We start from the raw sequence: 24,074 nt of genomic DNA, 5'->3' as shown, positions 1-24,074 counted from the left end.
TGAGGTTCAACTTTGACCTTCTGAGGCTCAACTTTGACCTTCCGAGGTTCAACTTTGACCTTCTGAGGTTCAAACTTGGACTTCAAAACCTGGGTAATATCAAAATCTAGATTATAATTCCTGAGAAATATTTTTTCCTCAACAAAATACCAATGAATATTGTCATCAATTTATTGCTTTTTTTGCTGCCAATTCTGAGTAGCTTTTGGATTGCTCAAAGTTTTGATCCTTTATCTTCTTATCAGTCTCTCCAAACTATAGACGGGGCAGCTTTATATAAAAAACAATTAACAAATGGTAACGAAGCCTATTTACAAGTTATTGACATTCGCAAAATGCACATAGACCAAATTATCGGAGAGGTAGATAATATGGGTCTAAATGAAGGGAAGTATTATCAAGGGGAAGGTGGACATTACAGCCCTTTTTTCAAAACCAAGTTGTTTTCGGAAGTAACGGACGAATATAAGAAACTTTACGCAAATAACGTTTTTTCGATAATTAATTGTTCTTTTTTTGAGCAATATCAATCTAGTAGTCAATTATCCTTTCCAATAAAACTAAATGGTGTAGTCATCAGTGGTGGTACTAGCCCTTATGGGCCAATCAAGCAACCAAAAGATAAATATTATAGTAATATTCACCTCAAGGCTTTAGTTTGGGATGAAAAGCAGGCATACATTACCAATTACAACCAGGTTAGCGGTGCACCTCTCAATCAAAAAGCAGTGAAGAATGCGATCGTCACTTACCGATACAGCGATCATCCAGCAAAAGTATTAGCTCAAAACCAAGTGAATAAGTATCAAGTCATCGGTACTCTAGACAAAGATGATGTTAAGGGTGATGAGTTGTTGTTGATTATGACGGTGAACCAAGGAACTCTGGATGAAGCAGCCGATTTATTACGTAAATTAGGAGTCAAAGGCGATATCATTACCGTTGATGGCGGCAGATCAACTTATTTATTCAATTCCCAGAATGGAAATATTATTGTTCCACAACTATCTAATCCGCAAGAAAATCCTGCTTTCCGACACCTACCTGATTATCTGGGATTCCGTAAGAAAAGCAAAAATCAGGTTGCGCCAAAAATCTTGATCAGTCAGCCAGTGAACAAAGTACTTGCAAAGAAGGATCAGCCTTATTTAATATTGTGGCGGGATAATTTTGATGGCGATGTCTCGATTAAGTTGTACGATGGAAACAAACTTATCCAAAACATTTCTTCCCGTACTGCTAGCGATGGGGTTTATGAGTGGACACCAGGTATTCCCGTAAAAGAAGGCTATTTTATTCGTATTTCTAGCTGGAAAGACCGGAATATTTTCGGGCAGTTGCAATTGTAGTGGAATGGGAAAATGAAATGGATAACTTGCTAAACGCAAACCTCTCAACAAGGTTGACAGTGTGGCAGTGGTCGGAATTGTCATCGTTTCTCACAGTAAACAACTAGCTTTGGGTGTGCGGGAACTCGCCGCGCAGATGGTTCAGGGCCAAGTTTCCATCGCTGTTGCAGCAGGTATTGAAGATCCAGAAAATCCATTGGGTACAGATCCCATTCAGGTTTATGAGGCGATCGCTTCTGTTTTCTCTGATGATGGTGTCTTGGTGTTGATGGATTTGGGTAGTGCTTTGCTGAGTGCAGAAATGGCAATAGAGTTTTTGCCAGAAGCACAGCAGCAGAAAGTGCATTTGTGTGAAGCACCTCTAGTAGAAGGTGCGATCGCTGCTGTGGTGGCGGCGGCGGCGGGTAGAGATATTCACCAAGTTATGGCGGAAGCACGCGGCGCACTGCTAGCAAAAGCAACTCAATTGGGTGTAGTTAGTAGTCCGTTGTCAGTTGTCACCCCAACAACAACCAATATAGAATCACCAAGGCGAGAAATCCGGCTGATTGTCAGCAATCGCTTAGGATTACACGCCCGTCCCGCAGCGCAGTTTGTGGCAACCGCAGCCCGGTTTCAATCCCAAATTCTGGTGCAGAATTTAACGAGAAATACTGAGCTAGTCAGGGGTGACAGTATTAACCAAGTCACAACTTTAGGGGTGCGTCAAGGACACGAACTGGTGATTACTGCTACCGGTTTTGATGCAGATGAAGCGATCGCGGCATTACAGGCATTATTCGCAAATAACTTTGGTGAAGATAATGCTGCCTTGAATTATCCACCAGCTTTTCACCATACAGTTACCCCAGCAACTCACGGCGAACTTTTGGGAATTGCAGCTTCTCCAGGAGTAGCGATCGCACCTGTTGTTCATTATCAACCCACCCACATTGCTATTACGCAATACCACGTAGAGGATGTAGAGGCAGAGTGGCAACGAGTACAGGCAGCAATCCACACCGCCCGACAAGAAATTCAAGCAGTTTTCTCACAAGCATCTCTTCAAATTGGTGACGCTGAAGCCGCCATCTTTGACGCCCAACTACTATTTTTAGAAGATCCAGTATTGTTGGAAGCGGCTAAAGAGCGCATCTTAAAACACCATCTAAATGCGGAAGCCGCTTGGCAAGCCGTAGTAGATGAAGTAGCGACTTCCTACCACACCCTTGAAGATTCTTACCTGCAAGAGCGAGTTGTCGATGTTGTGGATGTCGGGCAAAGAGTGCTGCGATTACTAGCTGGGAATGCCCCTGCTAATCTGCATCTTGAGAGACCGGCGATTTTAGTGGCGACTGATTTAACCCCCTCAGATACCGCTAGACTAGATCCGACAAAGGTATTGGGGATTTGTACTACTTCTGGGAGTGCCACTTCCCACAGTGCAATTATCGCCCGGACATTGGGTATTCCCGCAGTTTTGGGAGTGGATGCCCAGGTGTTGCGCTTGGCAAATGGTACACTTATGGCACTTGATGGTGAAAGTGGCAGAGCTTGGGTGGAACCAGAATCACATATCCTGGATTTGCTGGCAGCAAAGCAGTCAGCTTGGCAAACAGCCCAACACCAAGCACGAACTACGGCACACCAGCCAGCAATTACTCGTGATGGTCGGCAAGTTAGCATCTTCGCCAATATTGGAAGTATAAGTGATGTCCAAGTTGCTGTGGCTAGCGGTGCAGAAGGCGTGGGACTACTCCGCACTGAGTTTCTTTATCTCGACCGGACAAGCGCCCCCACTGAAGAAGAACAACTAGCAGTGTATCAGGCGATCGCCCAAGTTTTAGATCATCGTCCGCTGATTATTCGTACCTTAGATGTCGGTGGTGATAAGCCACTTCCCTATCTGAGAGTAGATTTTCCAGAAGCTAACCCTTTCTTAGGCTGGCGGGGAATTCGTTTCTGTTTAGATCATCCAGAACTCTTCAAAACTCAGTTGCGGGCAATTTTGAGAGCCAGTGTAGAACACCAAATTAAGATCATGTTGCCGATGATTGCCACTGTCAGCGAGGTACGTGCAGCTAAGGTAATTTTGGGTGAAGTGCAGGCGGAATTAAATCAAGCTGGTATTTCCTTTGATGCAGCGATGAAAGTCGGAATTATGGTCGAGGTACCGTCAGCAGTAGCGATCGCTGATCAGTTAGCCGCTGAAGTAGATTTCTTTAGTATAGGGACTAACGACCTCAGCCAGTATATCATGGCTAGCGATCGCACTAATCCCCGCGTGGCAAATTTAGTTGATGCGCTACATCCAGCAGTGTTACGAATGGTGCAGCAAACTATCCAAGCTGCCCATGCGGCGGGGATTTCGGTAGGATTATGTGGAGAATTGGCAGCAGATACTTTAGCAACACCAATTTTACTAGGTTTAGGGCTGGATGAATTGAGCGTGAATCCTCAAAGTATACCTGGAGTGAAGCAGGCGATCGCTCGATTAAGTATAGTTGAAAGTGAAGCGATCGTGGCATCAGCATTACAACAAGATTCCGCAGTTCATGTCAGAGAGCTAATCTCGACTTTGGTTATTCCCCCTACGTAATACTAATTCATAATTAATAATTCCTAATTTAAGACCACCAAGAAAGACCATTACGCGCGAGTGTTTCGCCAATAATTACGAATTACGAATTACGAATTACGAATTAGTTAAAATCTTATTCCCAGTTGCCCGTTAAAGCCACGAATAGAATTGTAACCAGCACCAACAAAAACGTTATTAGTAGCACTTACCTGAACGCCACCTGAAACTGCAACACCTTTATCTTCTGAATAAAGTCCAACTCCTACATAAGGTGAAATGACAGGCAAACTGATAAATTTCAAAACATCTACTCCTGTAGCACCATCAGGGCCAGTTCCTAGCTCAACCCCGAAATTCAAAGCTCTAGCTCCTACAGCATAAGTTATATCACCATTTTTTCCACCGACTGAAACCCAAGGTTGCGGTATCAATTGAGCCGATGCTTTATTTGGGGCAAATAAAGCTAACAAACCGATGGATGTAATTAATGTTTTAGTAATAATCGCTATTTTCACGTTGTCCTCCTACACTAACTGCAACTACCCTTGCTTCAACACTACTGTTAACTAGGGTTTGTCCATGATGGCTAATTGTGACGGATTGAAGCTCATTTGAGTGCCCGATGAGTGCTAGGATTATTTTGATAATGTAATATTAATTACAGCAGTATGCAGCCGCAATTTTTAATCGTCAGGTATATTTGCTGATTACTTTACGCTGTGTGCAACTTTCTCTCCAACCTAACCCCCAACCCCTTCCCTACTAGCGTTGGGGAGCAAGAATCAAAGTCTCTCGACCTTTCGGGGAGAGGTTTGGAGAGGGGTTTTAAGAATAAGTCGCACATTGCGTTACTTTATCAAAATGCCTAATTGCTTTATCAAAATACTTAAATGCTTTCACCAAATGGCATTTGACTTACTCATTTTGGTGTTTTCCGCAAGCAAAAGCTATGCATCCCTACTCAAAAGTGGACACATCTCGCAGCACATTAGGAATTTCCCCTTGAGAAAAAGGAAACTCCAGCAAGGTTTCTCTAAGACCCAAATACCCAGATTCAGCAAACGACAAAAGCATTCGTGAAAGCGCTAGCCAAACCTCCGGTTCGTATTCCCAATCACGATAACGCGAAGCTTGACCAGCAATTGAACGTAGCGCCCAGAAATAAGAGTTTCTCACCACCGAACCACCCTTCTTAAACTCTGGCAAATCTTCGTGGTGGATAAAAAGTATTTTATTTTCAATTCTGGCTCTCATAGCAATTTTGGATTAAAAGTAAATCTTAAGTAGGGTGCATTACGGCTTTAGCCTAACGCACCATATTGTATGGCGGTGCATCGTCTTTACCAAAAAACTGTTTAAATAATCTCAAACAATACTACTTATCCCAATAATGTAGAGATTTTGTCATTGCAAAATCTCTACATTAAATATCTAAAAATTGGCGCTTAAACCCACACGAAAAGTAAATCCAGGGCTATATATGCGATTAACTCGTTCATATTGATCACCCAGTAGATTTTCTAAATAAACTGTCAGTCCTAAATTGCTAGTTAAAGGTATACGACCGCTCAAATCTAAATTCACGAAAGAAGGTGCAAAATCTGTAGGCTTGTCACCAGGGTTAGCGAAGATGGATCTACGAGCGCCACTATTGTAAGTAACATACAAGTTAGCCTGCCAACCTGCATTTTGATAACCTACACCACTTTGAAGTACAGAATAGGGAATTAAACCTAACTGTAAACCTTTCTCTGAGCCTGTTTTTATTTGCGAATCTGTATAAGTATAGTTGAGGAAAGTTGACCAGCCAGCCGCAATTTTTAATTGCAATGCAGCCTCTAAACCATTGGTATCTACTAATCCAATGTTTGCCCATTTTCCGGCGATAACTCCCAAGCGATCGCCTATACTATTACCAAAGTAAGTAAACTGTCCAATCAGATTTTCCGAAAAATTGACATCTACTCCTGCACTCCAAGTAGAGCCAGTTTCCGGTCTTAAATCAGGATTAGGTTCCCAACCATGAACTGTATCATAAACATACAACTGATCTAACCCAGGATTGCGTTGTCCCCCTGCCCAACTTCCACGCACTGCTACTATTGGTGTGACCACATAACGTAACCCAACACTAGGGTTAAGATAATTTCCAAACTGGCTGTCAAAGCTTTGCCTTAGCCCTAAATCTATCAGAAAATTCTCGCCAATATTCAAAGTATTGACAGCAAATAAAGCTGTATTGAACAAACTCCGATCTTCAGTTTCGTTTTTGGCAATACTACTAGGATTTGTACTCAAAACATCACCGATTAAGTCGGTGTTTTTCAAATCTAAACCCCAGCGCAATTTGTTATTGGAAGTAACTTTCCACTCATGATCTACCCTGGCTGTGAGTTGTTGTGTATCTAATGCTCCTGTACGGTAAAATGCTCCTGTAGGGCCATAGGTGCTAAAATAATCTTGGTTATAACCAATTGAGGTTGTAATATTGGAGCTTTCCCCATTACCTAGCCGAGTTTTCCAAGATAAACCAACGTTTAAACCGTCGTGGTCTAATCTATCTCTTTGGAGAGGGAACCCGAAATAAATTAAGCCGCGACGACTGCTGAGTTTAGTAACATCTAAATTCAAAGAATTTTTCTGATCTAAATCTAGTCCAATGCTACCAAAGTAGGTACTTGTAGCTGTGTCTGCATTTGATAAAAACCCCTGAATATCACGATTTGCTGCACCTACGGGGACGCGATAACGGTTATCTGTAAAGAATCTTTCAAAGCTAAAGTTGTACTTGACATTAGCAGATGAACCACCATAGCTCACCTGTTGATTATTTAAACTTAATGAGCCAAATTCTGCACTAGCACTCAATTTAGGTTTGCCATAACCTTCCTTGGTGATGATATTCACCACTCCCCCAAAAGCTGAGGAACCATACAAAGCGGAGGCTGTGCCGCTATATAATTCCACTCGCTCAATGGCCTCTACAGGAATACTATTTAAATCGGTTCCACCATGATAAGTGTTAACATTATTGTTAATTGGTCTGCCATTAATCAAAAAAACAGACTGATTAATTGAGGCTCCCCGATAGTATGTACCTGTGTGAATATCTGCACCATGACCGACATCATTGATCGCAAAACCAGGCATTCTTTTCAAAATATCGGCTAAAGTTGCAGCGCCTTGCTTTTTAATTTCTTCTTGATCAATTACGTAAGTTGGAGTAGATTGAGGTAGGTTATCTGGTTCTGCGATCGCTTCAATGGTAATGTCTGGATCATCGCTCGGAGTTTGCTCTGTTTTTGGCTGAGTTTCTGGATTAACTTCACTCGGAGCAGATTGTTGAGTTAATAATTCGGCATCAGTGACGGGTAGCTCGATTTCACTCAAACTTGGAATATCTGATAATATATCGGTGTTTCTCCGCTTAATCTCAATATCCTCGGCAAAGGCAGGAAACGCGATCAGTAAACTCGGTAAAGCAACTGGTAGCAATAAAAAATACTTTTTCACGTTCTCTTTCACACCAACTAAAAACAGTCACCACGTAGTATTGTTGCTGTAATAGTAAAATCGTGTCAAAAGACACGCTGTCATATTTACGCAGATTCAGATCCCCGACTTGTTAAAGAAGTCGGGGATCTGAATCTGCGTCAAGGTGAGAATGCGGTTGAATAACCCAAAGCTCTTACAACTGACTTCAGGTGAAGAGATAAGTTAGGAATAGGGTCGCCAGTTGCGTAAGTCCTGTTACGAATTATTCACTCCGGTTGGTGGTTGAGTTTCCAAAACCTCGTTTTTCTCTAACAAGGCAGTAGTAGTATTGACCACAATCTGTGCTGATCCTGTGAAAAACGATCGCTCGATAGTCGCTGGAACATCGCTAGGTTTATGATAGTGCGGAGTACGTAAATTTGCGGTATCTGTCACCAGCACAGCACCCACACCCTGATACCAAAATGGCGCATGGTCGCTGCGTAGGGTGTCTGGTGTCAGTAAACCTTTAAAAGGAATCGGCAGTGTTAGGACTGGTGGCAGATTTGATTCCTGTTTATTCCCGGCGGTTGAGGGGAGCATCTGTGAGTTTTGAAAGGCATTCAGCAAAGGCAAATGTTCTGTATCACCGACTACTACCAAAAAGTCGCCCTTGTCGCTAGGTGGGGTAACAGGCAACCCCACAGGGTATTTTTGACACCCAGCAGTGTAACAAGCATAACCCACCATATCCATGACGATCGCTCCGCCCAAGTTTTGCAAGCGTGATGTCTTGCTCACGAAAGCCTGACTACCCAAAAGTCCTGCTTCCTCTTTGTCAAAAAAAGCTAGCTGTAACGTCCGTGGTGTGGGACGGTAACCAAGCAACCGGGCTACTTCCAGCACCACAGCTACACCACTACCGTTATCATCAGCACCAGGGGATAAGGCGACGGTATCGTAATGCGCTCCTACGAGAATTGCTTTAGCGGCTTTGTTAGTTCCTGGGCGTTCGGCAAAAATATTCACACCGTCAGAGAACTTTTCCAATTTGGGCTTCCAGCCTAATTTTTTCAGTTCAGTTGTGATATAAGTGCGAGTAAGCGATCGCTCTGTTGTTGTGTAGCGCTGAAAATTCAACTTTTGGATATGGGTTAACAGCTTGTCAGTAGACACTTGGGGCACACTGTCAACTTTTTTTAACTCTGGCTGTGGTTGGGGTGTTTCCACTGGAATGCGCTCAACAATTGCTGGTGAAGGACGCTGTTCAAAAAACGTGCTACCTCTGCTACCCACCACCGCAACTGCCATCAGCACCAACAGCATCAGCCAAATCCATTTTTTCATGTGATTTATCCTTGGCTTCCAGACTTAGGGTAGCGCGAATCCCCAGGCAGAACTTTCCAGAATTGCGAGGAAGGGTTTAATATTTTGGTTTCCTAAATTCTTAAATCAACCTGCAAAGTCACTTTGCAATCAGCTTAATTGTCTATTTTAATACAATTTTCTTTAATCCAATCTGCGATCGACTCTTGAGTTTCTTGATCAGTTGAAAGTCTTTTTATCATTAATACAACTTCTTCTTCTGGCACTTCTAAAGAATACCCGTTCAATATAAGAAAGGTAGCCATCGAAACGAAAGCTACCCTTTTATTACCATCTATAAATGCATGATTTTTTACAAATGCAAAAGTATAAGCAGCAGCTAACTCAAAAACAGTTGGTGTAGGTTCACCATAAGCAAATAAATTTTTAGGTCTATCTAAACTAGCTAAAAGCAGATTTCTATCTCTTATACCTGGAAGTCCGCCGTGTTCTGCTAGTTGTTCTTCGTGCATAGCTTTAATGACTGCCTCACTCAACCAAAAAATATCATTCACTTAGCTAGCTCACGAAGTGCATTTCTATACTTACTGCTTACTTTTTGATAAGCTTCCATAGCCTTTTTAAATTCAGACTTGTCAGGTGTGGTTTGAAGATTACGAGAATGTTTCACAACGAAAAGCACCCCATTCTTACTACGTCTAAATTTTAGACTTTGAAAAGATGGTATCAATTTGTTTCCGATCTTACGAAGTCTCAAGGTTTGCATGATCAAAAAAGCCAGTGATTATGGCTTTAATTTATTTGTCCTAAGCCCAATATACCTCATCTAATTAGGTCAGGCCACTTTAGTTGTACGTGAGTATATTTTTGATAACCTTAGCGATGATAGCACTATCTAAAATATATAAATGATGTTTTTTGTCAATGCGTAAGTTCTCTATTATTTGCTTTGACTCTGGAAGCGATACCCACCCGCCTCAACTCTGAGCTTACCTTCCTTCCATCCCAGATAAATTGGGATTTTATTACCATCAGCACTTTGGTAAACAGCAAAATACTTTTGCCAGTCGTGGTAGCGTCCATTGCGCCAAACTTTTGGTAAACCTAAACCCTGATATTGGAGTTTTACCTGACCAAAAACCCCTTGATACTCAACCACTTCCCTATTAACCTGCTTTAGGTTTAAGAGTGACTTCTTAAGTATAGACTGCTGAAACTGCTCCCAACTGCCGTAGGTTTCCTGTTCACCGACTTCTAGAGCAAATCCGGTTACTGTTTTTCCAGTACCCATCGCAGTCATAATTTGGTCATTGGGATATCTTGAGTGAATTTTCTGCGTTGCTGTTACGTTAATTCCTTCTATCTTCAAATTGATTGGTGTTAACGCCAACCATGTTTTTTCGTAACAGATGAAAGTTACACCATTGTGGGTTTCCAACTTAACAGATTTGGGCAAGAAAAATTGAAATGGCGCTTTGGGTTTATCGTTGAGCCAAATAACCAAATTGCGGTACTGAGCAATGTTATCACCACCGATAGAAGAAGTAGATATTTTAGTAGAGTCTGTTCCTGTTGACACAATAAAGTAATCAACGCCGCGTTTTTCATTAAATGCCATTAACTTAAAGCCATTCCAATCCCCGCCAGAACCTTGAGCTAATGTGCCAAGCTGGAAGGAATTACCAAAATAGAGGGTTTCGTAAAACTGAGGTGCGTTGTCTCCACCAGGTTTCCAGTTTTCGTAAGTTGGTTTAGAATTTAGCAGTTCCACAGGTTTTTGGAATTGCTTACGCGCTAAAGCCACAACAGCTAAAGGAGGACGGTAGCTGCTAGTAAATAGGTGTACTTCATCGGAGTCTGGCTTAGGATCTGCTAAGGGTGAATCACCAAAATACAACCCTAATTCATGGGTAGCGAGGGAACACCAAACACAATTCCCCTGATTATAATCGCGCTTACTTGGCCCACCAAATCCACCCCGCCAATACTTCAGCGCACCGGAAGTAAAAAACCAATCGAGTGCAGATTTAGCAAATGACTTTACCTCTTTATCTTGAGCAAAGTCATAAAGATTTACATAGGTAGTAACAGCGTGTCCCAAGTAGTTTTCCGAATCCCATTCTCCTTGTCCAATTTGGTAGAGAGTGCGAACATTGCGGTGGATGCGCTCTTTATATATTTTGCGTGTCTCTTCGTTCCCAGTTTCTTCAGCAAACAAATAGACAGCTACTTCCCGCATTGCTTTTAAATTATCAGTATTGCGGCAGTCTACCCAAGTATTGCAGTTATCGGTTGACTGTTCCCAGAATTTGCGAGGTTTGGGAAAGGTACGTGTGAGCGGGTCTTTTTGAGTCAAAATCGCCATCGCTTTCTTCATGCGCTGGCGATAGTTGGGGTCAAGATATTTGCCAAAGTAGAAGTATTTGCGGACTTGCTCTTTGAGAGTAAAACCAGAGTAAAAGTCAATTCCCAAGGTGTGAGCATTTCTTTGAGCATCAGCGTCTTCTGATTGCAGAAATGCGATCGCTTTTTCTCGATGACCTGCAAGAAAGTCAATCATTGCTCTGGGGTAGGATCTCTTCTCGTTCTCGAAGGCTGTATTCCCATAGTTTTTACCTGCGAGTTGAGTAATTGCTGCTTGGGAACGCTGCTGAAATTCTGCTGACATTTGTGGCGTCCATTCTGACTCTGGCTGAGACTGGGTGTTGCCTAGCAGAAACAATAAGCAGATGATTACAGCATGATTAAGGTGCAGTTTTTTCAAGACAATGGGATACTCCAAAGAAACTGAGTGACCACCAAGCCAGATGCGTAAATTGGGCACACTCGAACCAGGTGAAAGTAAAAGCGAGGTAGGCGATCGCTACTGCCTCAATGCTCTGGTAAGGTGATTATTTTGCTTATTTTCTGGATATTGGGTAAATAGATTGATCTTCTATTACAGCTTTAACTGCCTCAGATTCAGCCAAGGCATTGACACCAGCGACTGTAATTTCAAGTGAAATCGAACCGAACAAATCAGGATGTTCGGTCAGCGATCGCCCGTCAAAGTTTTGGATAATTCCAATAATGTTTCCTAAAGCCTGTTCTGCCGACTTCTGCACAGCTTGGATTACGGCTTGGCGCTCATTAGGCGATTGACGCTTATTTGCCAAGCTTTGAGCATCTTGAACCTGAAGTAAGACAATTACACGGACTTTTTGTTGAGGTTCAAGATTGGTTAACCGAGATGCAAACTCAGGGCTAACTTTGTTTGGATTGGGTGCATCAAGCCTATGCATCGTGCTTACCCCCAGTTATATTTGGGTGAGTATTTTTAATGCCTCAACAGGTTGAATTAATCCATTTCCCCAGCGGTTACAAGGTCGGAGTGGAGAACCATTTGGATGATAAGCAGTTTCTTTGAGTACTCTTATTATATCGGTTGCGGGTGCGGTTGGGTTTGCTGCCATTAATAGAGCAGCGACTCCTGCAACATGAGGAGTTGCCATCGAAGTACCATCCATAAAGTTGTACTCATAAGTACCGTCGGGGCCTTTGGTGGGAGGAATACATGAGTAAATTTGAGAACCAGGGGCAACAATATCAGGCTTAGTCACCAAATTATTTGGTTGTCCAGGAAAAACAAGACTCGCACCACTGCTAAAGAAGCTCACATCAACACCACTAGGCTCAATTTTTTCCACTGCACCCACGGAGAAAGCATTGTAAGCATTACCAGGAGAACTACTGTTACCGTGATTTTCGTTACCAATGGCTACCACAGGCACAATGCCATACTGTTTGAGCAAGATTTCCAGAATTTCGGCAAACAGAGGCTCATAGTAGTTCAAGCCCAGAGACATATTAATAATATCTGCCCCTTTTTCAATTGCCCAAGCAATTCCTTCCATTAAGGTTCGCAAGGTAGCATCGCCAATCAATACACCTGCAACAAACAGATTTGCTTGGGGAGCAACGCCAATAGAAATACCTTCTGTAGTTTGACCACCTGCGATCGTTCCACAAACATGAGTGCCATGTTGCCCACAGTCAAAGGGTGGCTCTGACTTGATACGTCGTCCCAGTGGATCGATAACAATAAAATCTTTGACACGATCTTTGAGGGCTGAATGAGCAGCATAAACCCCTGTGTCAAGGACTGCAACATTAATATCTTGTCCTTTGGTTTTTTGCCACAGTTGAGGGATTTCAAGTTGTTTTAAGCCCCAAGTCAGATTATCTTGGTTTTCCTGCTCAATCAGTGCTGAATATTCAACTTTTTGAGGTCGGATGAGGTGAATTTTTTGATTGGGGAGAACAGCGACAACACCAGGTTGTGCGGCTAAAGTTTTAAGGGTTTTGCGAGTAACTTCGATAGTGGCTACAGGCAGTGTACCAGTACCGATAGAGGAGGTTTTTAGCGGTTGCTTTGTGTAACCCAAATCACGGCTAGCTTCTTGGTAGTTAGCGATAACCTTTTGTTCAACTGCTTTTTGAAGTTGTGCCTGTTCTTTTACTTCATCTAATCGTCGTTTTAGTTCTCGTAAGCGACCACGTAAGGGTAAACCTTCAATTGGCGGTGCTTGGTAGATAACAATTGCATCTCGCTTATCATTTTCGCTAGTGTCGGCAAGAAATTGCTCAAAGGCAGGGGATATTTTTGACTCAGTACTCAAGGTAATTTACCTCTTTCTAGGTTTAGATTTGTTAGTTTGGGTTTTAATGGATGCAGACTTACGCGATGTTTTTTCTTCAGGTTTCACGCCTTCAAGTAAATTTGCCCAATTGTTTAAGGCTTTTATGGCTCTCCCACGAGTTTCTATTGGTTCTTTTTCCACCTTGACCCTCTTAAGATGGGTGGCCAATTTTCTTGCCAAGAATACCAACTCCTGCTTTGTTTTCAGATTTTGATAAGTCAGTACTTCAGTTAGTTCTCCTGATAAAAGGTCTGCAACTGAACTTAAAGTGAACGATGAAAAACTTTTTGAATTAGAAAATACATTCATAACTATGAGAAAAACTGCCTCAAACCCATCTGCAATTTGCCTGTTTGAAAAATCACAAGTTGATAACCCCAGTAAAGCAATTTCTGCCTGAAAATAGTAAACTACACTATTTTTGAAAGTGGGACCAATTGAAGTGTATAAATCCGTAATTTTTGCTATCTCAGCTAATATTTCATCAGATGCCAACCTATGCAGAAGGTAAATTATTTCTGAGATTTGGAGTGGAGTCATACTCCGCCATGCTTGTAATGTTTGCAACAAAAGATTTACATTTACTATTGTTGGATATCTATTTAAGAATGCGTAAGATTCACTTAGACCAATGTTGCTTCTAATGCAACCAACCAGTGCATTGGCAATAGGCGCAACTTCCTCCTGTGGAAATCGACTTAATGGTTCTATTACAAAGGAACCTGATGGCGCGATCGCGACTCGTTCTAATACTCGCCGACGCAAATCTTTATCTTGGGCTAGCTCTGAACCTCCTGAGAGATAGGCTTCTGTCAGCACCGCAGATAGAGACTCTGTATTGACCTTGAAAATTCTCAACAATCCGGTTGCCATCTCCTTCACCTTCACGTCGTGCCTCAGCTTCAGACTCATTCCTAGCTAAACGTATAGCAGTACACCAGTGACGGGTATACTCTTGGATTTGAGATTCATTAAAGTCCAACAAATTACACTCGATGAATTTCTGCTGGTCAAATAGACCAGGCGGATAGCCTACAGGACGAGACGAAATCAGATAGTGACATTTTGGATATCTTTTTAACAAATCAAATAACCAGGGAATCAGGCACTTATCCCACAGTTCTGGTTCTGTTTCATCCAAACCATCCAGCATAAACAAGACACGACCCGCTTGCATCTGTCGCTCAATCCAACCATCCGGCATCAAATCAGCCCGGTCTTTACTGGCAGTTGCCTTTTCAATTAAAGCTGCCCCTCTAGGTAGATTCTGCAAATCGAGTTGCCGCACCCGTAGCAGTAGTGGAATTGCTTGCTGATCCCCCAAGATAAACTTTTCTTCAACTGAAGCTAGTTTGACTTGCAACCACTCGAAAAAAGTAGATTTTCCTGCACCCGGCAAACCAACGATTACATTACGATCTGAACATTTCACCTGCTCAAGGGCAGTAGGTGGTAATTTCTCCTCTGGTTCTTCTCCTTTTGTTCTTTGCTGGAGCATTTCATCATAGTTATTGCGCTCTCCATAGAGCCGACGTGCTGCTGCTAAACTCATCAAAGATACTGAAGCATCAGCCTCCGCATCATCTGCTTCTTGAGAAAGTTTTCGCACCACTACACGAGGCATGACAAATAACTCACGCAAGTCCACATCTAAATTGGTGGTCATTCGCACTGTTCCCGCTTCAACCCGATGGAAACGTTGCAGCAGATAGTCACGGTACTGAAGTTCATAACTCTCATCTGCTCCAGCTTGCCCTGACTTACCCTGAGCATCAATTTGGTTACTGATTTCATTGAGTTTGTTGACTACTCTCCCAGGTAACTCAAAGGTGCTGGAGAACTTAAGCTTTTGCCACTCTGCCATGACAGGCCCAACTAGCATTAACACCTGCACTACGGTGTAAAGTGCTAAACGATAGACAGGCCCATATGTCTGCTGAACTGTCTGCGGACAAGGCAGACGACTTAGCACATTTTCAACAATTTCCTCAGTGGTGACGTTAGGATTGGCAATGTTCTCCAATTCTAGTAACTCACCTATTGCCGCAAAGCCTCTCAAAATGTCCTCAACAGTTGCTTCACTCAATTTTTGATTCAGAAAAAAACGAGTTAAAGACGACGATGCTGCATCTGCCGCAGCCTCGACCTGACGAATGACAGGCTTCAGCCTTCTTTGCTCAGATATTCGTCCACGGAAAGGCTTAGAGAATATGAGATCAAAAAGCGTAGCATAAAAGTCTAAAACCTGATCATCGACTGAGGATGGCATACTGAGTTTTTAGTTTATCTTGCTAAGTTGCCCAAAGAACATTGTGGCATGGAGCCAAAGTTAAGACGTTATATGAAGAGGAAATTATGCAACTACCCTTGCCACTTCCCTAGAGTGAACATCAAGTTTGACAGTTCGTCTTTTGACAGCGATCGCAACTTAACTTACACTGCCGCACTAGAGGAGTGCTGAGTACTGAGCAAAGAAAAAGAGAAAACAATTTCTTCTTAATTCTTCAAAATCTTTATTCTGACACTCAGGATTCATGACTCAGAACTCAGGACTTTTTTTATGGTAGATTTGTTGCTGATCGCAATCCTGGGGTTCCTGGGGAGTTTTGGGCATTGCTTTGGGATGTGTGGCCCCCTAACGGTGGCGTTTTCCCTGTCTCATCAGCCGAAACAGACATCACCTTTAGAAAAGCCCGACACTTGGCAACAGCAATTAAAATTTCATATCCTGCTAAACCTGGGGCGGATGTTGAGCTATGCTCTAGTCGGTGCTGGCATTGGGGCGCTGGGTTCGGTATTGCTGCAAGGTGGACAGCTAGCGGGTGTTGGCAGCGACTTACGGCGTTGGATGGCAATTCTAACTGGTGTAATGCTGATTTGGTTTGGCTTAGGACAAGTAAAACCCGATTTGCTGCCGCGCATTCCCGTGTTACATCCCCTATTACAAGGTAGTTTACACGATCGCCTCAGCACCGGAATGGTTAAGCTTTCCTTAAAAGCCAAATGGTGGACACCAATGCTTTTAGGGATGACTTGGGGTTTAATGCCCTGTGGTTTCCTGTATGCTGCCCAAATTAAAGCTGCTGAAACTGGCAATTTATGGATGGGTGGGGCAACTATGCTGGCTTTTGGCTTGGGAACTCTCCCCACGATGTTAGGTGTAGGCGTTTCCACATCATTGGTAAGTAAAGACAAGCGCAGTCAGTTATTTCGATTAGGCGGTTGGGTGACACTGATCATTGGCGCGATCACCTTGTTGCGGACTGGTGACACAATGGTAGATTACACCGGACACGCCGCGTTAATCTGCTTAATTTTGGCGTTAATTGCGCGTCCCATTAGTGGCTTGTGGGCATCACCACTGCGTTACCGCCGGGGCTTGGGAGTGGGATCTTTTGTGCTTTCTGTGGTTCACACCGCCCACATGATGGAACACTCATTGCAATGGAATTTTGCCGCCTTTGATTTTATGCCGCCAGAATTTCAGTGGGGTATGGCTGCGGGTGCTGTAGCATTGGTATTAATGTCCCCCGCCGCTTTTACTAGTTGGGAATCTTTGCAGAAATCTTTGGGCAAGCGTTGGCGACAGATTCATCTATTGGGTGTGCCAGCCTTGCTCTTGAGTGCTATTCATGCTGTGTTGATTGGTTCCCATTACCTGGGTTCCTTACAATCAACTTGGGGAAATAAATTAGCGGCAGTACTTATGGGAATTGTTACCCTCGGTGTCTTGCTAGTACGTTCGCGCTTTTTTTGGTCAAAGTTAGCCGTAGAAAAGTTTTATGTTCCCCCAACCAAATCGCGGTAAATCATCCTTGTTTTTTGACTCCATCTCAACAAGTCAAGAACAGAGACATTACCTAAACAAAGGAAGAATGAAGTATTTATTATTCCTGAGTTCCTTAGTTATATCAATAACTAATCTTTACCCTGTTGCTGCTCATCAGGTTGAGGTAGCCGCAGATGTCGGTGCCACCCTCCACATTGAACCAAATGATAATCCCAGTGCTGGAGAACCTTCTCAAGCCTGGTTTGCACTTACCCGCAGAGGTGGAAAGGTGATTCCTCTGTCACAGTGTAATTGTCAGTTGGCTGTTTATGCCAAACCCTATGCAGCCGGAGAGCCACCACTCCTAGAACCAGCGTTAGAACCTGTGGCAGCTGAACGCTATCAAGGTGTCCCAGGTGCGGAAGTTGTTTTTCCCAAGCCAGGTATTTATGAGTTGCAACTAAATGGTAAACCAGTTTCTGGGGCAAGATTCAAACCGTTTAAGTTCAAATTTGAAGTTACTGTGGCAGGTGCCTCTACAGATGGTACACGAAATCTGCGAGATGTCAATGGTGATTTAGTGGAGGGTGAATCTCAGAAATTACCACTTTGGGCGATCGCCCTGCCAATCCTCGGATTTATTGGCATCTTAGTTGTCGTCCTGCAAAGTATGAGGAGGAGTGGGGAGTAGTTAGGAGTTATGAGTGAGGAGTTGAGAGTTATGAATTCAAGACTTAACTATTTTAGATTTTGAATTTGGGATTTTGGATTCAAAGAAAAATCTAAAATTTCCCAACTCCTAACTCCTAACTCCCAACTCCTAACTCCTAACTCCCAACTCCCAACTCCCAACTCCCAACTCCCAACTCCCAACTCCCAACTCCTAACTCCTAACTCCTAACTCCTAACTCCTAACTTTTATCGTAAATCAAAGGGTTTAAGACCCCTAGCTCTACAGGTAGCGTCAGTTTCAGTCGGGGTTTAAATCCCCGTCTGAAAATGTCTAAAATGTTTGAATTTTGTTAGCGTAGCGTTAGCGAGTCTGCGTTCGCTTTTAGCGTCTCGTAGAGAGCGTCATTTTGAATTTTGAATTTTGAATTGTTACTTATGTCGCTGTTGATGCCACTGCCACGCATGAGCGACAATATCTTTGATGAATGGGTACTGAGGTTGCCAGCGTAAGATTGTTCTGGCTTTTTCGCTAGTGCCAATGAGAATTGGGGGATCGCCAGGACGGCGATCGCGTTCATCTACTGGTATCGAAAGTCCTGTTACCTGTTCGGCAGCTGCAATTACTTCTCTGACAGAGAAACCGCTGCCATTACCTAAATTGAAAACTTCGCTATCGCTACCTTTTAATAAATATTCCAATCCCAAAATATGGGCATCTGCTAAGTCGTTAACGTGAATATAATCGCGAATACAAGTACCATCGGGCGTGGGGTAATCGGTGCCGAAAATTGAGATGGATTCTCGTTTGCCTAAAGCTGTCATCAGCACCAAGGGAATCAAATGGGTTTCTGGGTTATGATCCTCGCCAAGCAAGCCACTGGGATTAGCACCAGCAGCATTAAAATAGCGGAAACACACTGATTGCAAACCGTAAGCAACATCAAAATCAGCGAGAATCCGCTCTACCATTAGTTTTGTAGCGCCATAGGGATTAATCGGATTTTGGGGATGGGTTTCTGGAATGGGTATAAATTCCGGTACACCGTAGGTGGCACAGGTAGAAGAAAAGACAAATTTCTTCACAGATGCCGTCAGCATCGCTTCTAACAGGGTGAAAGTACCAAGGACGTTATTGCGGTAATATTTGGCCGGGTCAGTTACCGATTCTCCTACGTAGGCATAGGCAGAAAAGTGCATCACAGCGGCAATATCGTGGGTTTTAAATAGGTGATCGAGCAAGGCGCGATCGCCTGTATCCCCTACGATCAGTTCTACCTGTAAAACCCTTTCTACCAGGTCACGATGTCCATAGACCAGATTATCAAGTATGACAACGTTATAACCCGCTTGCTTCAAAGCAAGCACCGTATGAGAACCAATATATCCAGCTCCCCCCGTTACCAAAATGGTAGGCTTTCCAGGCGACATAGTTTTTCCTTTTGAGTGGATTACTCAATTAATTTAGTTTACCGGTGCCACATTACTCTTCTGGAAAATTATAAATAATAGACGCAGTGTCAAAAAATTGCACTAAAATCACTACGACGGTAGTCTTTGGGTGTGAGGTTTAAGGTATTTTAAGTCAAACAGTGCGATTACAATTTGACAATAAAATAAATCCATTTCCCGAAACCTCTAGGTTGACCCTTACGGGTGACGCTCCTAGCGTCGCTAACGCTAAGAAGTCGCTAGTTGTTTTATGCAGGGAAACCATGTACAGCAATTCCTCTTGGGGAGCCACTGCGTTGCTTTGGGTTCCCTTGGTTGTACTCCTAGATCGAAGCAAGCTAGCAAGAGCGTCTTTGACAGGAGAAGCAGGTGGCGTGGAAACCCCTATAAAGGTGGACTGCCTCACCACCACACTGGCTCACCGCACCAGAAAATTTGAGAGTTAATCTATGTTTCTATTGCTAAGTCGGGTACTGCTGTGGCTGCTGATTGGCACTATCGTATATTCTCTGTTCCAGCGATTTTATCCCTCTGGAACTTTCGTAGGGCGATTGATCTTAGTGGTTATCTTGGTAATCATAGCCCTATCATTTGTTAACCCCAATGAACCAGCTGTAGCGTCGTTGTCGAGGATGTTGTCTTTTCCACTCAAGCCTTTAGGAGCCTCTGTTTTACTGATGATTTTTGCATCTCAGAGAATTAAAGGAGGCGGGATAGAGAAACCAGGAGGATACTTAATCGGTTGGGCACTGACGATTTTGCTGTTGGCAAGTACGCCAGCAGTCGCTTATTTACTTTATCGGGCACCTCTAGCAATGACAGGTGAAACTTATGTAGCAACTGCTGCACCAACATCTGGGACACTGGTGGCATTAGGGCAACCAACCACCACAGCAAACATCTCAGATGCGACGGGCGATCGCATTCTTTCTTATAATTTGAGAGTGCCTCCCTACCTATTACAAGGAAGTCCTCAAGATATTCGCACACGCGGTTTACGACTTGAAGACTTTGTACCAAATGCGGAAACGTTGCAATTTACAACCAGAACTTGGGAAACTTATCTCTTTGAAATTTACAGGTTCTTGCGTGTTCAGCGGTAATAAAGACAAACAAGAGGGGTAAAGGGCAAAGGGCAAAGGGTAAAGGGTTGAATTAGGTCGCCCACCATACCTGCATCGCTTTTTACCGTTCGAGTGACTTGTACTGAGTTATGTCGTTGGCGCAGCCTCTCGTAGAGAAGTAGCGCTCACGCCGAAGCCTTAGACATAACATAAGGATTATTTCGCTTAACTTCGGGCGTTAGCGTAGCGGCACAAAGTACGGTTTTTACCCTTCCCGATTCTCCCTTCCCCATTCCCCTTTTTTATTTCACAAGCAATATTCCCTCTACATAGCTGCCTTGTTGAACTAGCAGTTAATCTAGGATGATAAAGTTGCAAAATTGCTTTAATGGCAAAATCTCGACGAATCGCTAAACTCAGTGCTTACTTACGACCCCATTGGCGGGAGGCGTCCTTAGGGATTCTCGCTTTGTTGTCTGTCAATGCACTGGGCGTTTATATCCCTTGGTTGATTCGTGCTGGTGTTGACAAACTCTCAACAACCTTCAGATGGAACCAAATACTACATTACGTAGTAATCATTGTCTTGCTCAGTTCGGCGATGTGGCTAATGCGGATGGCATCCCGCATTTGGCTATTTGGGGTGGGGCGTCAGGTGGAATTTGACCTGAAACAACGGATTTTTGAACACTTACTCAAGCTGGAGCCGGCTTATTTTGCCAGTAATACTGCTGGCGATTTGATTAATCGGGCTACCAGTGATGTGGACAATATCAAGCGGTTATTGGGTTTTGCAGTTTTGAGTTTGGCAAATACGGTGTTTGCCTACGCCCTGACACTGCCAGTAATGCTGGCGATTAGTGTGGATCTCACACTAGCCGCCCTGGCAGTGTACCCTTTTATGCTCTTGTTAGTGAGTCTGTTTAGCGATCGCTTACGCAAACAACAAGCAGCAGTCCAAGAGCAACTCTCTGACATCAGCGAACTCATCCAAGAGGATATCAGTGGCATTGCCTTAATTAAAATCTATGCCCAAGAAGCAAACGAGCGTCGAGCTTTTGCTAAGAAAAATCACCAGCTATTGACTGCTAACCTGGAACTAGCAAAAATCCGCAATACACTGTTTCCGCTAATTGGTGGGCTAGCCAATGTCAGTTCACTGGTAATCATCTGGCTAGGGGCGGCGCGGATGTCTTCTGGGACGCTTGCGGTTGGCGACTTTTTAGCACTGTTAATTTATGTAGAGCGTCTAGTTTTCCCCACAGCCCTTTTAGGATTCACAATTACTGCCTACCAACGGGGTGAAGTTAGTATCGATAGGCTTGAATCTATTCTCTCTGTCACACCGAAAATTCAAGATGCAGCCGATGCCATACATCTATCAGTGGCTGAACTTAAAGGGGAACTGACAGCTAAAAATCTTACCTACAATTACCCTGGTTCCACTACTCCAGCTTTAGCAAATGTTAACTTTACCATTGCTCCAGGAGAAACCGTGGCTATTGTTGGGGCAATTGGTTCGGGAAAATCTACTTTGGCGAATGCTTTGCCGCGCTTGTTGGATATTGAATCAGGACAATTGTTTTTAGATGGGCTGGATATTACTAAGATCGCTTTGGCAGATTTACGAGGTGCGATCGCCTATGTTCCTCAAGATAGTTTTCTATTTAGCACTACAATCAAAAATAATATCCGCTACGGTGATCCAATTAGCGAACAACAGCAGGTACAATCTGTCGCTCAACTTGCCCAAATTGAATCTGAAATTAACAATTTTCCCCAGCAATATGAAACTATTGTTGGTGAACGCGGTATAAATCTTTCTGGCGGTCAACGACAACGTACTGCCTTGGCTAGGGCGATGCTGGTCAATGCTCCAGTGTTAATTTTGGATGATGCCCTCTCTAGTGTGGATAATCAAACAGCCACGCAAATCCTCAAAAATCTCTCCGGTGGGACTGAACGCAAAACAGTAATTTTTATTACCCATCAATTATCGGCGGCAGCGGCGGCTGACCGAATTTTTGTGATGGAAAAGGGAAAAATTGTTCAGAGAGGCAATCACTTAGAACTGTTGCAACAACAGGGTTTATACAGAACTTTGTGGAGTCAGCATCAAGTTGAGGAATTACTGCACTAGTACAACATTTAAGATTAAGGACAATTTCCGATGCAGCGTGTATAATTTGTCATTCAATATTTGACAAATTACCTCGTTTGATGATATATGCTGGAATTTTTGCAAAATTTTTTTACTGATAGCTCATTTATTCCACATGGACATTGTTATCTCTGGAAGCCGAGTTTAGTGTGGTTAAACATCATCTCAGATTCTCTGATTGCTTTGGTGTATTATTCTATTCCCATCATCCTTATTTACTTTGTCCACAAGCGAAAAGATTTCCCCTTCAAATGGATACTTTTATTATTTGGAGCTTTTATCGTCTCTTGTGGTACAACCCATGTAATGGATGTATGGACGCTTTGGCATCCAACTTACTGGCTGTCCACTTTCATCAAAGTTATTACGGCTATTATTTCACTATATACAGCGATCGCACTGTTACCCATCATTCCCCAGGCTCTGGCTTTGCCAAGTCCGGCACAACTAGAAGCAGCTAACTGCCAACTCAGACTGACCTTAAAGGAACTTGAAAATACGCAAACTCAACTGATTCAAACAGAAAAAATGTCTTCATTGGGGCAATTAGTTGCGGGTATTGCCCATGAAATTAATAATCCTGTCAATTTTATTGACGGTAATATCGTTATTGTCAATGAATATAGTAGAAATTTTTTCAATTTGATTACGCTTTATCAGGAATGCGATTGCCATTTAGTATCAGAAGTTCAAACTTTTATTAAGGAAATTGACCTTGATTTCATTAAAGAAGACTTCCCGAAAATCTTATCTTCCATGAAAACCGGAGCCGAGCGCATTTCCAACCTAGTCTTATCCTTACGTAACTTCTCGCGGCTAGATGAAGTAGGCAAAAAAGCAGCTGATCTCCATGAAGGTCTTGATAGCACTCTCTTAATTTTGCAAAATCGCTTGGAAGCCGAAGGAAATCATCCAGATATTCAAGTGATAAAAGAATACGGCAACTTGCCTAAAGTCGAGTGCTATCCTGGACAACTCAATCAAGTATTTATGAATATCCTGAATAATTCTATTGATACTTTGAAAGAATCAATAATTGGTTGTCATCTGTTAGTGGTCAATGCCAAAACAACTAGCAACCAACAACTGACAAATAACAATCCCCAAATTCGCATTTGCACTGAGGTTTTAGATAGCAATCAAGTGATAATTCGGATTGCTGATAATGGCTGTGGTATGACAGAAGAAGTAAAGCAAAAAGTTTTTGATCCATTTTTTACAACTAAACCTGTTGGTTCAGGTACAGGTCTAGGGATGTCGATTAGCTACCAAATTATCAACAAACATGGTGGTCAACTCAAGTGTATTTCTGCACCGCTTCAAGGCACAGAGTTCATCATCCAGATTCCGATTCGGATAAAGTCTGTTTGATGGTAATTTGGTCTACCCATTAAGACATAAAATAACCATTTTCAAAGACTACCGTTTTAAGAATTACAGTATGCCCGTTCTGCTAATGTGACATCTAGCACGAATGGATTGTCATTACCTTGAAATTTAGCGATCGCATGACTGCGTTCTATTTCAGTAATATCTGGGGGGTCTTTGGCCAAACATGTTCGGTATTCAGT

Annotated in this window: 20 protein-coding genes and 1 pseudogene; 8 read left to right on the top strand and 13 right to left on the bottom strand. The window is 43.0% G+C overall.

From position 1 onward, the window contains the following. Positions 1–152 precede the first annotated feature (152 nt). Both HWQ41_RS32100 and ptsP read left to right on the top strand, forming a co-directional pair. Positions 153–1,349, top strand: coding sequence for a phosphodiester glycosidase family protein (locus HWQ41_RS32100; RefSeq protein WP_292771960.1), 1,197 nt, complete (start codon positions 153–155; stop codon positions 1,347–1,349). 67 nt (positions 1,350–1,416) lie between these two features. Continuing rightward, positions 1,417–3,927, top strand: a complete 2,511-nt coding sequence (gene ptsP / locus HWQ41_RS32095) for a phosphoenolpyruvate--protein phosphotransferase (RefSeq protein ID WP_292772033.1) — start codon at positions 1,417–1,419, stop codon at positions 3,925–3,927. A gap of 107 nt (positions 3,928–4,034) precedes the next feature. Here the strand turns inward: ptsP and HWQ41_RS32090 are convergent, their stop codons facing one another. The 11 genes and pseudogenes from HWQ41_RS32090 to HWQ41_RS32040 form a co-directional block, all read right to left on the bottom strand. Next, positions 4,035–4,424, bottom strand: a complete 390-nt coding sequence (locus HWQ41_RS32090; RefSeq protein WP_292771958.1) for a hypothetical protein — start codon at positions 4,422–4,424, stop codon at positions 4,035–4,037. A gap of 442 nt (positions 4,425–4,866) precedes the next feature. Next, on the bottom strand, positions 4,867–5,163 hold the full coding sequence (locus tag HWQ41_RS32085; RefSeq protein WP_292771956.1) for a hypothetical protein: 297 nt from the start codon (positions 5,161–5,163) through the stop codon (positions 4,867–4,869). A 177-nt stretch (positions 5,164–5,340) separates the two neighbouring features. Beyond that, positions 5,341–7,422 (bottom strand): TonB-dependent receptor, encoded by a 2,082-nt coding sequence (locus HWQ41_RS32080; RefSeq protein WP_292771954.1) that lies wholly within the window; start codon positions 7,420–7,422, stop codon positions 5,341–5,343. A 237-nt stretch (positions 7,423–7,659) separates the two neighbouring features. Then, a complete protein-coding gene (locus HWQ41_RS32075; RefSeq protein WP_292771952.1) occupies positions 7,660–8,730 on the bottom strand; it encodes a M28 family peptidase in 1,071 nt (356 codons plus the stop codon). A gap of 134 nt (positions 8,731–8,864) precedes the next feature. Further along, positions 8,865–9,263 carry a type II toxin-antitoxin system death-on-curing family toxin gene (locus HWQ41_RS32070; protein WP_292771950.1) on the bottom strand — a complete coding sequence of 133 codons (399 nt, stop codon included), beginning with the start codon at positions 9,261–9,263 and terminating at the stop codon, positions 8,865–8,867. Between the two features lie 386 nt (positions 9,264–9,649). Further along, positions 9,650–11,377 (bottom strand): hypothetical protein, encoded by a 1,728-nt coding sequence (locus HWQ41_RS32065; RefSeq protein ID WP_292772031.1) that lies wholly within the window; start codon positions 11,375–11,377, stop codon positions 9,650–9,652. Between the two features lie 76 nt (positions 11,378–11,453). Beyond that, a pseudogene (locus HWQ41_RS32060) lies at positions 11,454–11,600 on the bottom strand (O-antigen polymerase); the annotation flags it as partial. Positions 11,601–11,609: 9 nt separating this feature from the next. Continuing rightward, positions 11,610–11,990 (bottom strand): hypothetical protein, encoded by a 381-nt coding sequence (locus HWQ41_RS32055; protein WP_292771948.1) that lies wholly within the window; start codon positions 11,988–11,990, stop codon positions 11,610–11,612. Positions 11,991–12,005: 15 nt separating this feature from the next. Further along, the gene (locus HWQ41_RS32050; protein ID WP_292771946.1) at positions 12,006–13,367 is read right to left on the bottom strand and encodes a S8 family serine peptidase; all 1,362 of its coding nucleotides are present in this window, start codon (positions 13,365–13,367) and stop codon (positions 12,006–12,008) included. 6 nt (positions 13,368–13,373) lie between these two features. Continuing rightward, positions 13,374–14,207, bottom strand: a complete 834-nt coding sequence (locus HWQ41_RS32045; RefSeq protein WP_292771944.1) for a hypothetical protein — start codon at positions 14,205–14,207, stop codon at positions 13,374–13,376. Beyond that, positions 14,158–15,657 carry an NACHT domain-containing protein gene (locus HWQ41_RS32040; RefSeq protein WP_292771942.1) on the bottom strand — a complete coding sequence of 500 codons (1,500 nt, stop codon included), beginning with the start codon at positions 15,655–15,657 and terminating at the stop codon, positions 14,158–14,160. The genes HWQ41_RS32045 and HWQ41_RS32040 overlap by 50 nt, the downstream gene beginning before the upstream one ends. Before the next feature lie 291 nt (positions 15,658–15,948). Here HWQ41_RS32040 and HWQ41_RS32035 point away from each other — a divergent pair, with 291 nt between their 5' ends. Together HWQ41_RS32035 and HWQ41_RS32030 are read left to right on the top strand one after the other, a co-directional pair. Then, positions 15,949–17,196 (top strand): sulfite exporter TauE/SafE family protein, encoded by a 1,248-nt coding sequence (locus HWQ41_RS32035; RefSeq protein WP_292771940.1) that lies wholly within the window; start codon positions 15,949–15,951, stop codon positions 17,194–17,196. Positions 17,197–17,263: 67 nt separating this feature from the next. Further along, positions 17,264–17,848, top strand: a complete 585-nt coding sequence (locus HWQ41_RS32030) for a hypothetical protein (RefSeq protein ID WP_292771938.1) — start codon at positions 17,264–17,266, stop codon at positions 17,846–17,848. Between the two features lie 410 nt (positions 17,849–18,258). Here HWQ41_RS32030 and galE read toward each other — a convergent pair whose 3' ends face one another. Then, positions 18,259–19,257, bottom strand: coding sequence for a UDP-glucose 4-epimerase GalE (gene galE, locus HWQ41_RS32025; RefSeq protein WP_292771936.1), 999 nt, complete (start codon positions 19,255–19,257; stop codon positions 18,259–18,261). Between the two features lie 284 nt (positions 19,258–19,541). Between galE and HWQ41_RS32020 the strand changes: the two genes are divergently transcribed. From HWQ41_RS32020 to HWQ41_RS32005, 4 genes are all read left to right on the top strand, one after another. Then, on the top strand, positions 19,542–19,724 hold the full coding sequence (locus HWQ41_RS32020; RefSeq protein WP_292771934.1) for a hypothetical protein: 183 nt from the start codon (positions 19,542–19,544) through the stop codon (positions 19,722–19,724). 3 nt (positions 19,725–19,727) lie between these two features. Continuing rightward, entirely contained in the window at positions 19,728–20,381 is a 654-nt protein-coding gene (locus tag HWQ41_RS32015; RefSeq protein WP_292771932.1) for a hypothetical protein, read from the top strand. A 349-nt stretch (positions 20,382–20,730) separates the two neighbouring features. Beyond that, positions 20,731–22,482, top strand: a complete 1,752-nt coding sequence (locus tag HWQ41_RS32010) for an ABC transporter ATP-binding protein (protein ID WP_292771930.1) — start codon at positions 20,731–20,733, stop codon at positions 22,480–22,482. 87 nt (positions 22,483–22,569) lie between these two features. Beyond that, entirely contained in the window at positions 22,570–23,874 is a 1,305-nt protein-coding gene (locus HWQ41_RS32005; RefSeq protein WP_292771928.1) for an ATP-binding protein, read from the top strand. A 56-nt stretch (positions 23,875–23,930) separates the two neighbouring features. Here the strand turns inward: HWQ41_RS32005 and HWQ41_RS32000 are convergent, their stop codons facing one another. Continuing rightward, positions 23,931–24,056 carry an endonuclease gene (locus tag HWQ41_RS32000; RefSeq protein WP_292771926.1) on the bottom strand — a complete coding sequence of 42 codons (126 nt, stop codon included), beginning with the start codon at positions 24,054–24,056 and terminating at the stop codon, positions 23,931–23,933. Positions 24,057–24,074 lie beyond the last annotated feature (18 nt).

Source organism: Nostoc sp. NOS(2021) (genome assembly GCF_017115025.1).
GTDB lineage: Bacteria > Cyanobacteriota > Cyanobacteriia > Cyanobacteriales > Nostocaceae > Nostoc.
This window is presented reverse-complemented; position numbering and strand designations above follow the sequence as displayed.

What these genes read in the sequence shown, in the direction of transcription:
- HWQ41_RS32075 (WP_292771952.1), bottom strand. Translation starts at nt 8,730, where the DNA reads ATGAAAAAATGGATTTGGCTGATGCTGTTGGTGCTGATGGCAGTTGCG.
- HWQ41_RS32100 (WP_292771960.1), top strand. Translation starts at nt 153, where the DNA reads ATGAATATTGTCATCAATTTATTGCTTTTTTTGCTGCCAATTCTGAGT.
- HWQ41_RS32035 (WP_292771940.1), top strand. Translation starts at nt 15,949, where the DNA reads ATGGTAGATTTGTTGCTGATCGCAATCCTGGGGTTCCTGGGGAGTTTT.
- HWQ41_RS32030 (WP_292771938.1), top strand. Translation starts at nt 17,264, where the DNA reads ATGAAGTATTTATTATTCCTGAGTTCCTTAGTTATATCAATAACTAAT.
- HWQ41_RS32005 (WP_292771928.1), top strand. Translation starts at nt 22,570, where the DNA reads ATGCTGGAATTTTTGCAAAATTTTTTTACTGATAGCTCATTTATTCCA.
- HWQ41_RS32040 (WP_292771942.1), bottom strand. Translation starts at nt 15,657, where the DNA reads ATGCCATCCTCAGTCGATGATCAGGTTTTAGACTTTTATGCTACGCTT.
- HWQ41_RS32055 (WP_292771948.1), bottom strand. Translation starts at nt 11,990, where the DNA reads ATGCATAGGCTTGATGCACCCAATCCAAACAAAGTTAGCCCTGAGTTT.
- HWQ41_RS32065 (WP_292772031.1), bottom strand. Translation starts at nt 11,377, where the DNA reads ATGTCAGCAGAATTTCAGCAGCGTTCCCAAGCAGCAATTACTCAACTC.
- HWQ41_RS32010 (WP_292771930.1), top strand. Translation starts at nt 20,731, where the DNA reads ATGGCAAAATCTCGACGAATCGCTAAACTCAGTGCTTACTTACGACCC.
- HWQ41_RS32085 (WP_292771956.1), bottom strand. Translation starts at nt 5,163, where the DNA reads ATGAGAGCCAGAATTGAAAATAAAATACTTTTTATCCACCACGAAGAT.
- galE (WP_292771936.1), bottom strand. Translation starts at nt 19,257, where the DNA reads ATGTCGCCTGGAAAGCCTACCATTTTGGTAACGGGGGGAGCTGGATAT.
- HWQ41_RS32020 (WP_292771934.1), top strand. Translation starts at nt 19,542, where the DNA reads ATGTACAGCAATTCCTCTTGGGGAGCCACTGCGTTGCTTTGGGTTCCC.
- HWQ41_RS32015 (WP_292771932.1), top strand. Translation starts at nt 19,728, where the DNA reads ATGTTTCTATTGCTAAGTCGGGTACTGCTGTGGCTGCTGATTGGCACT.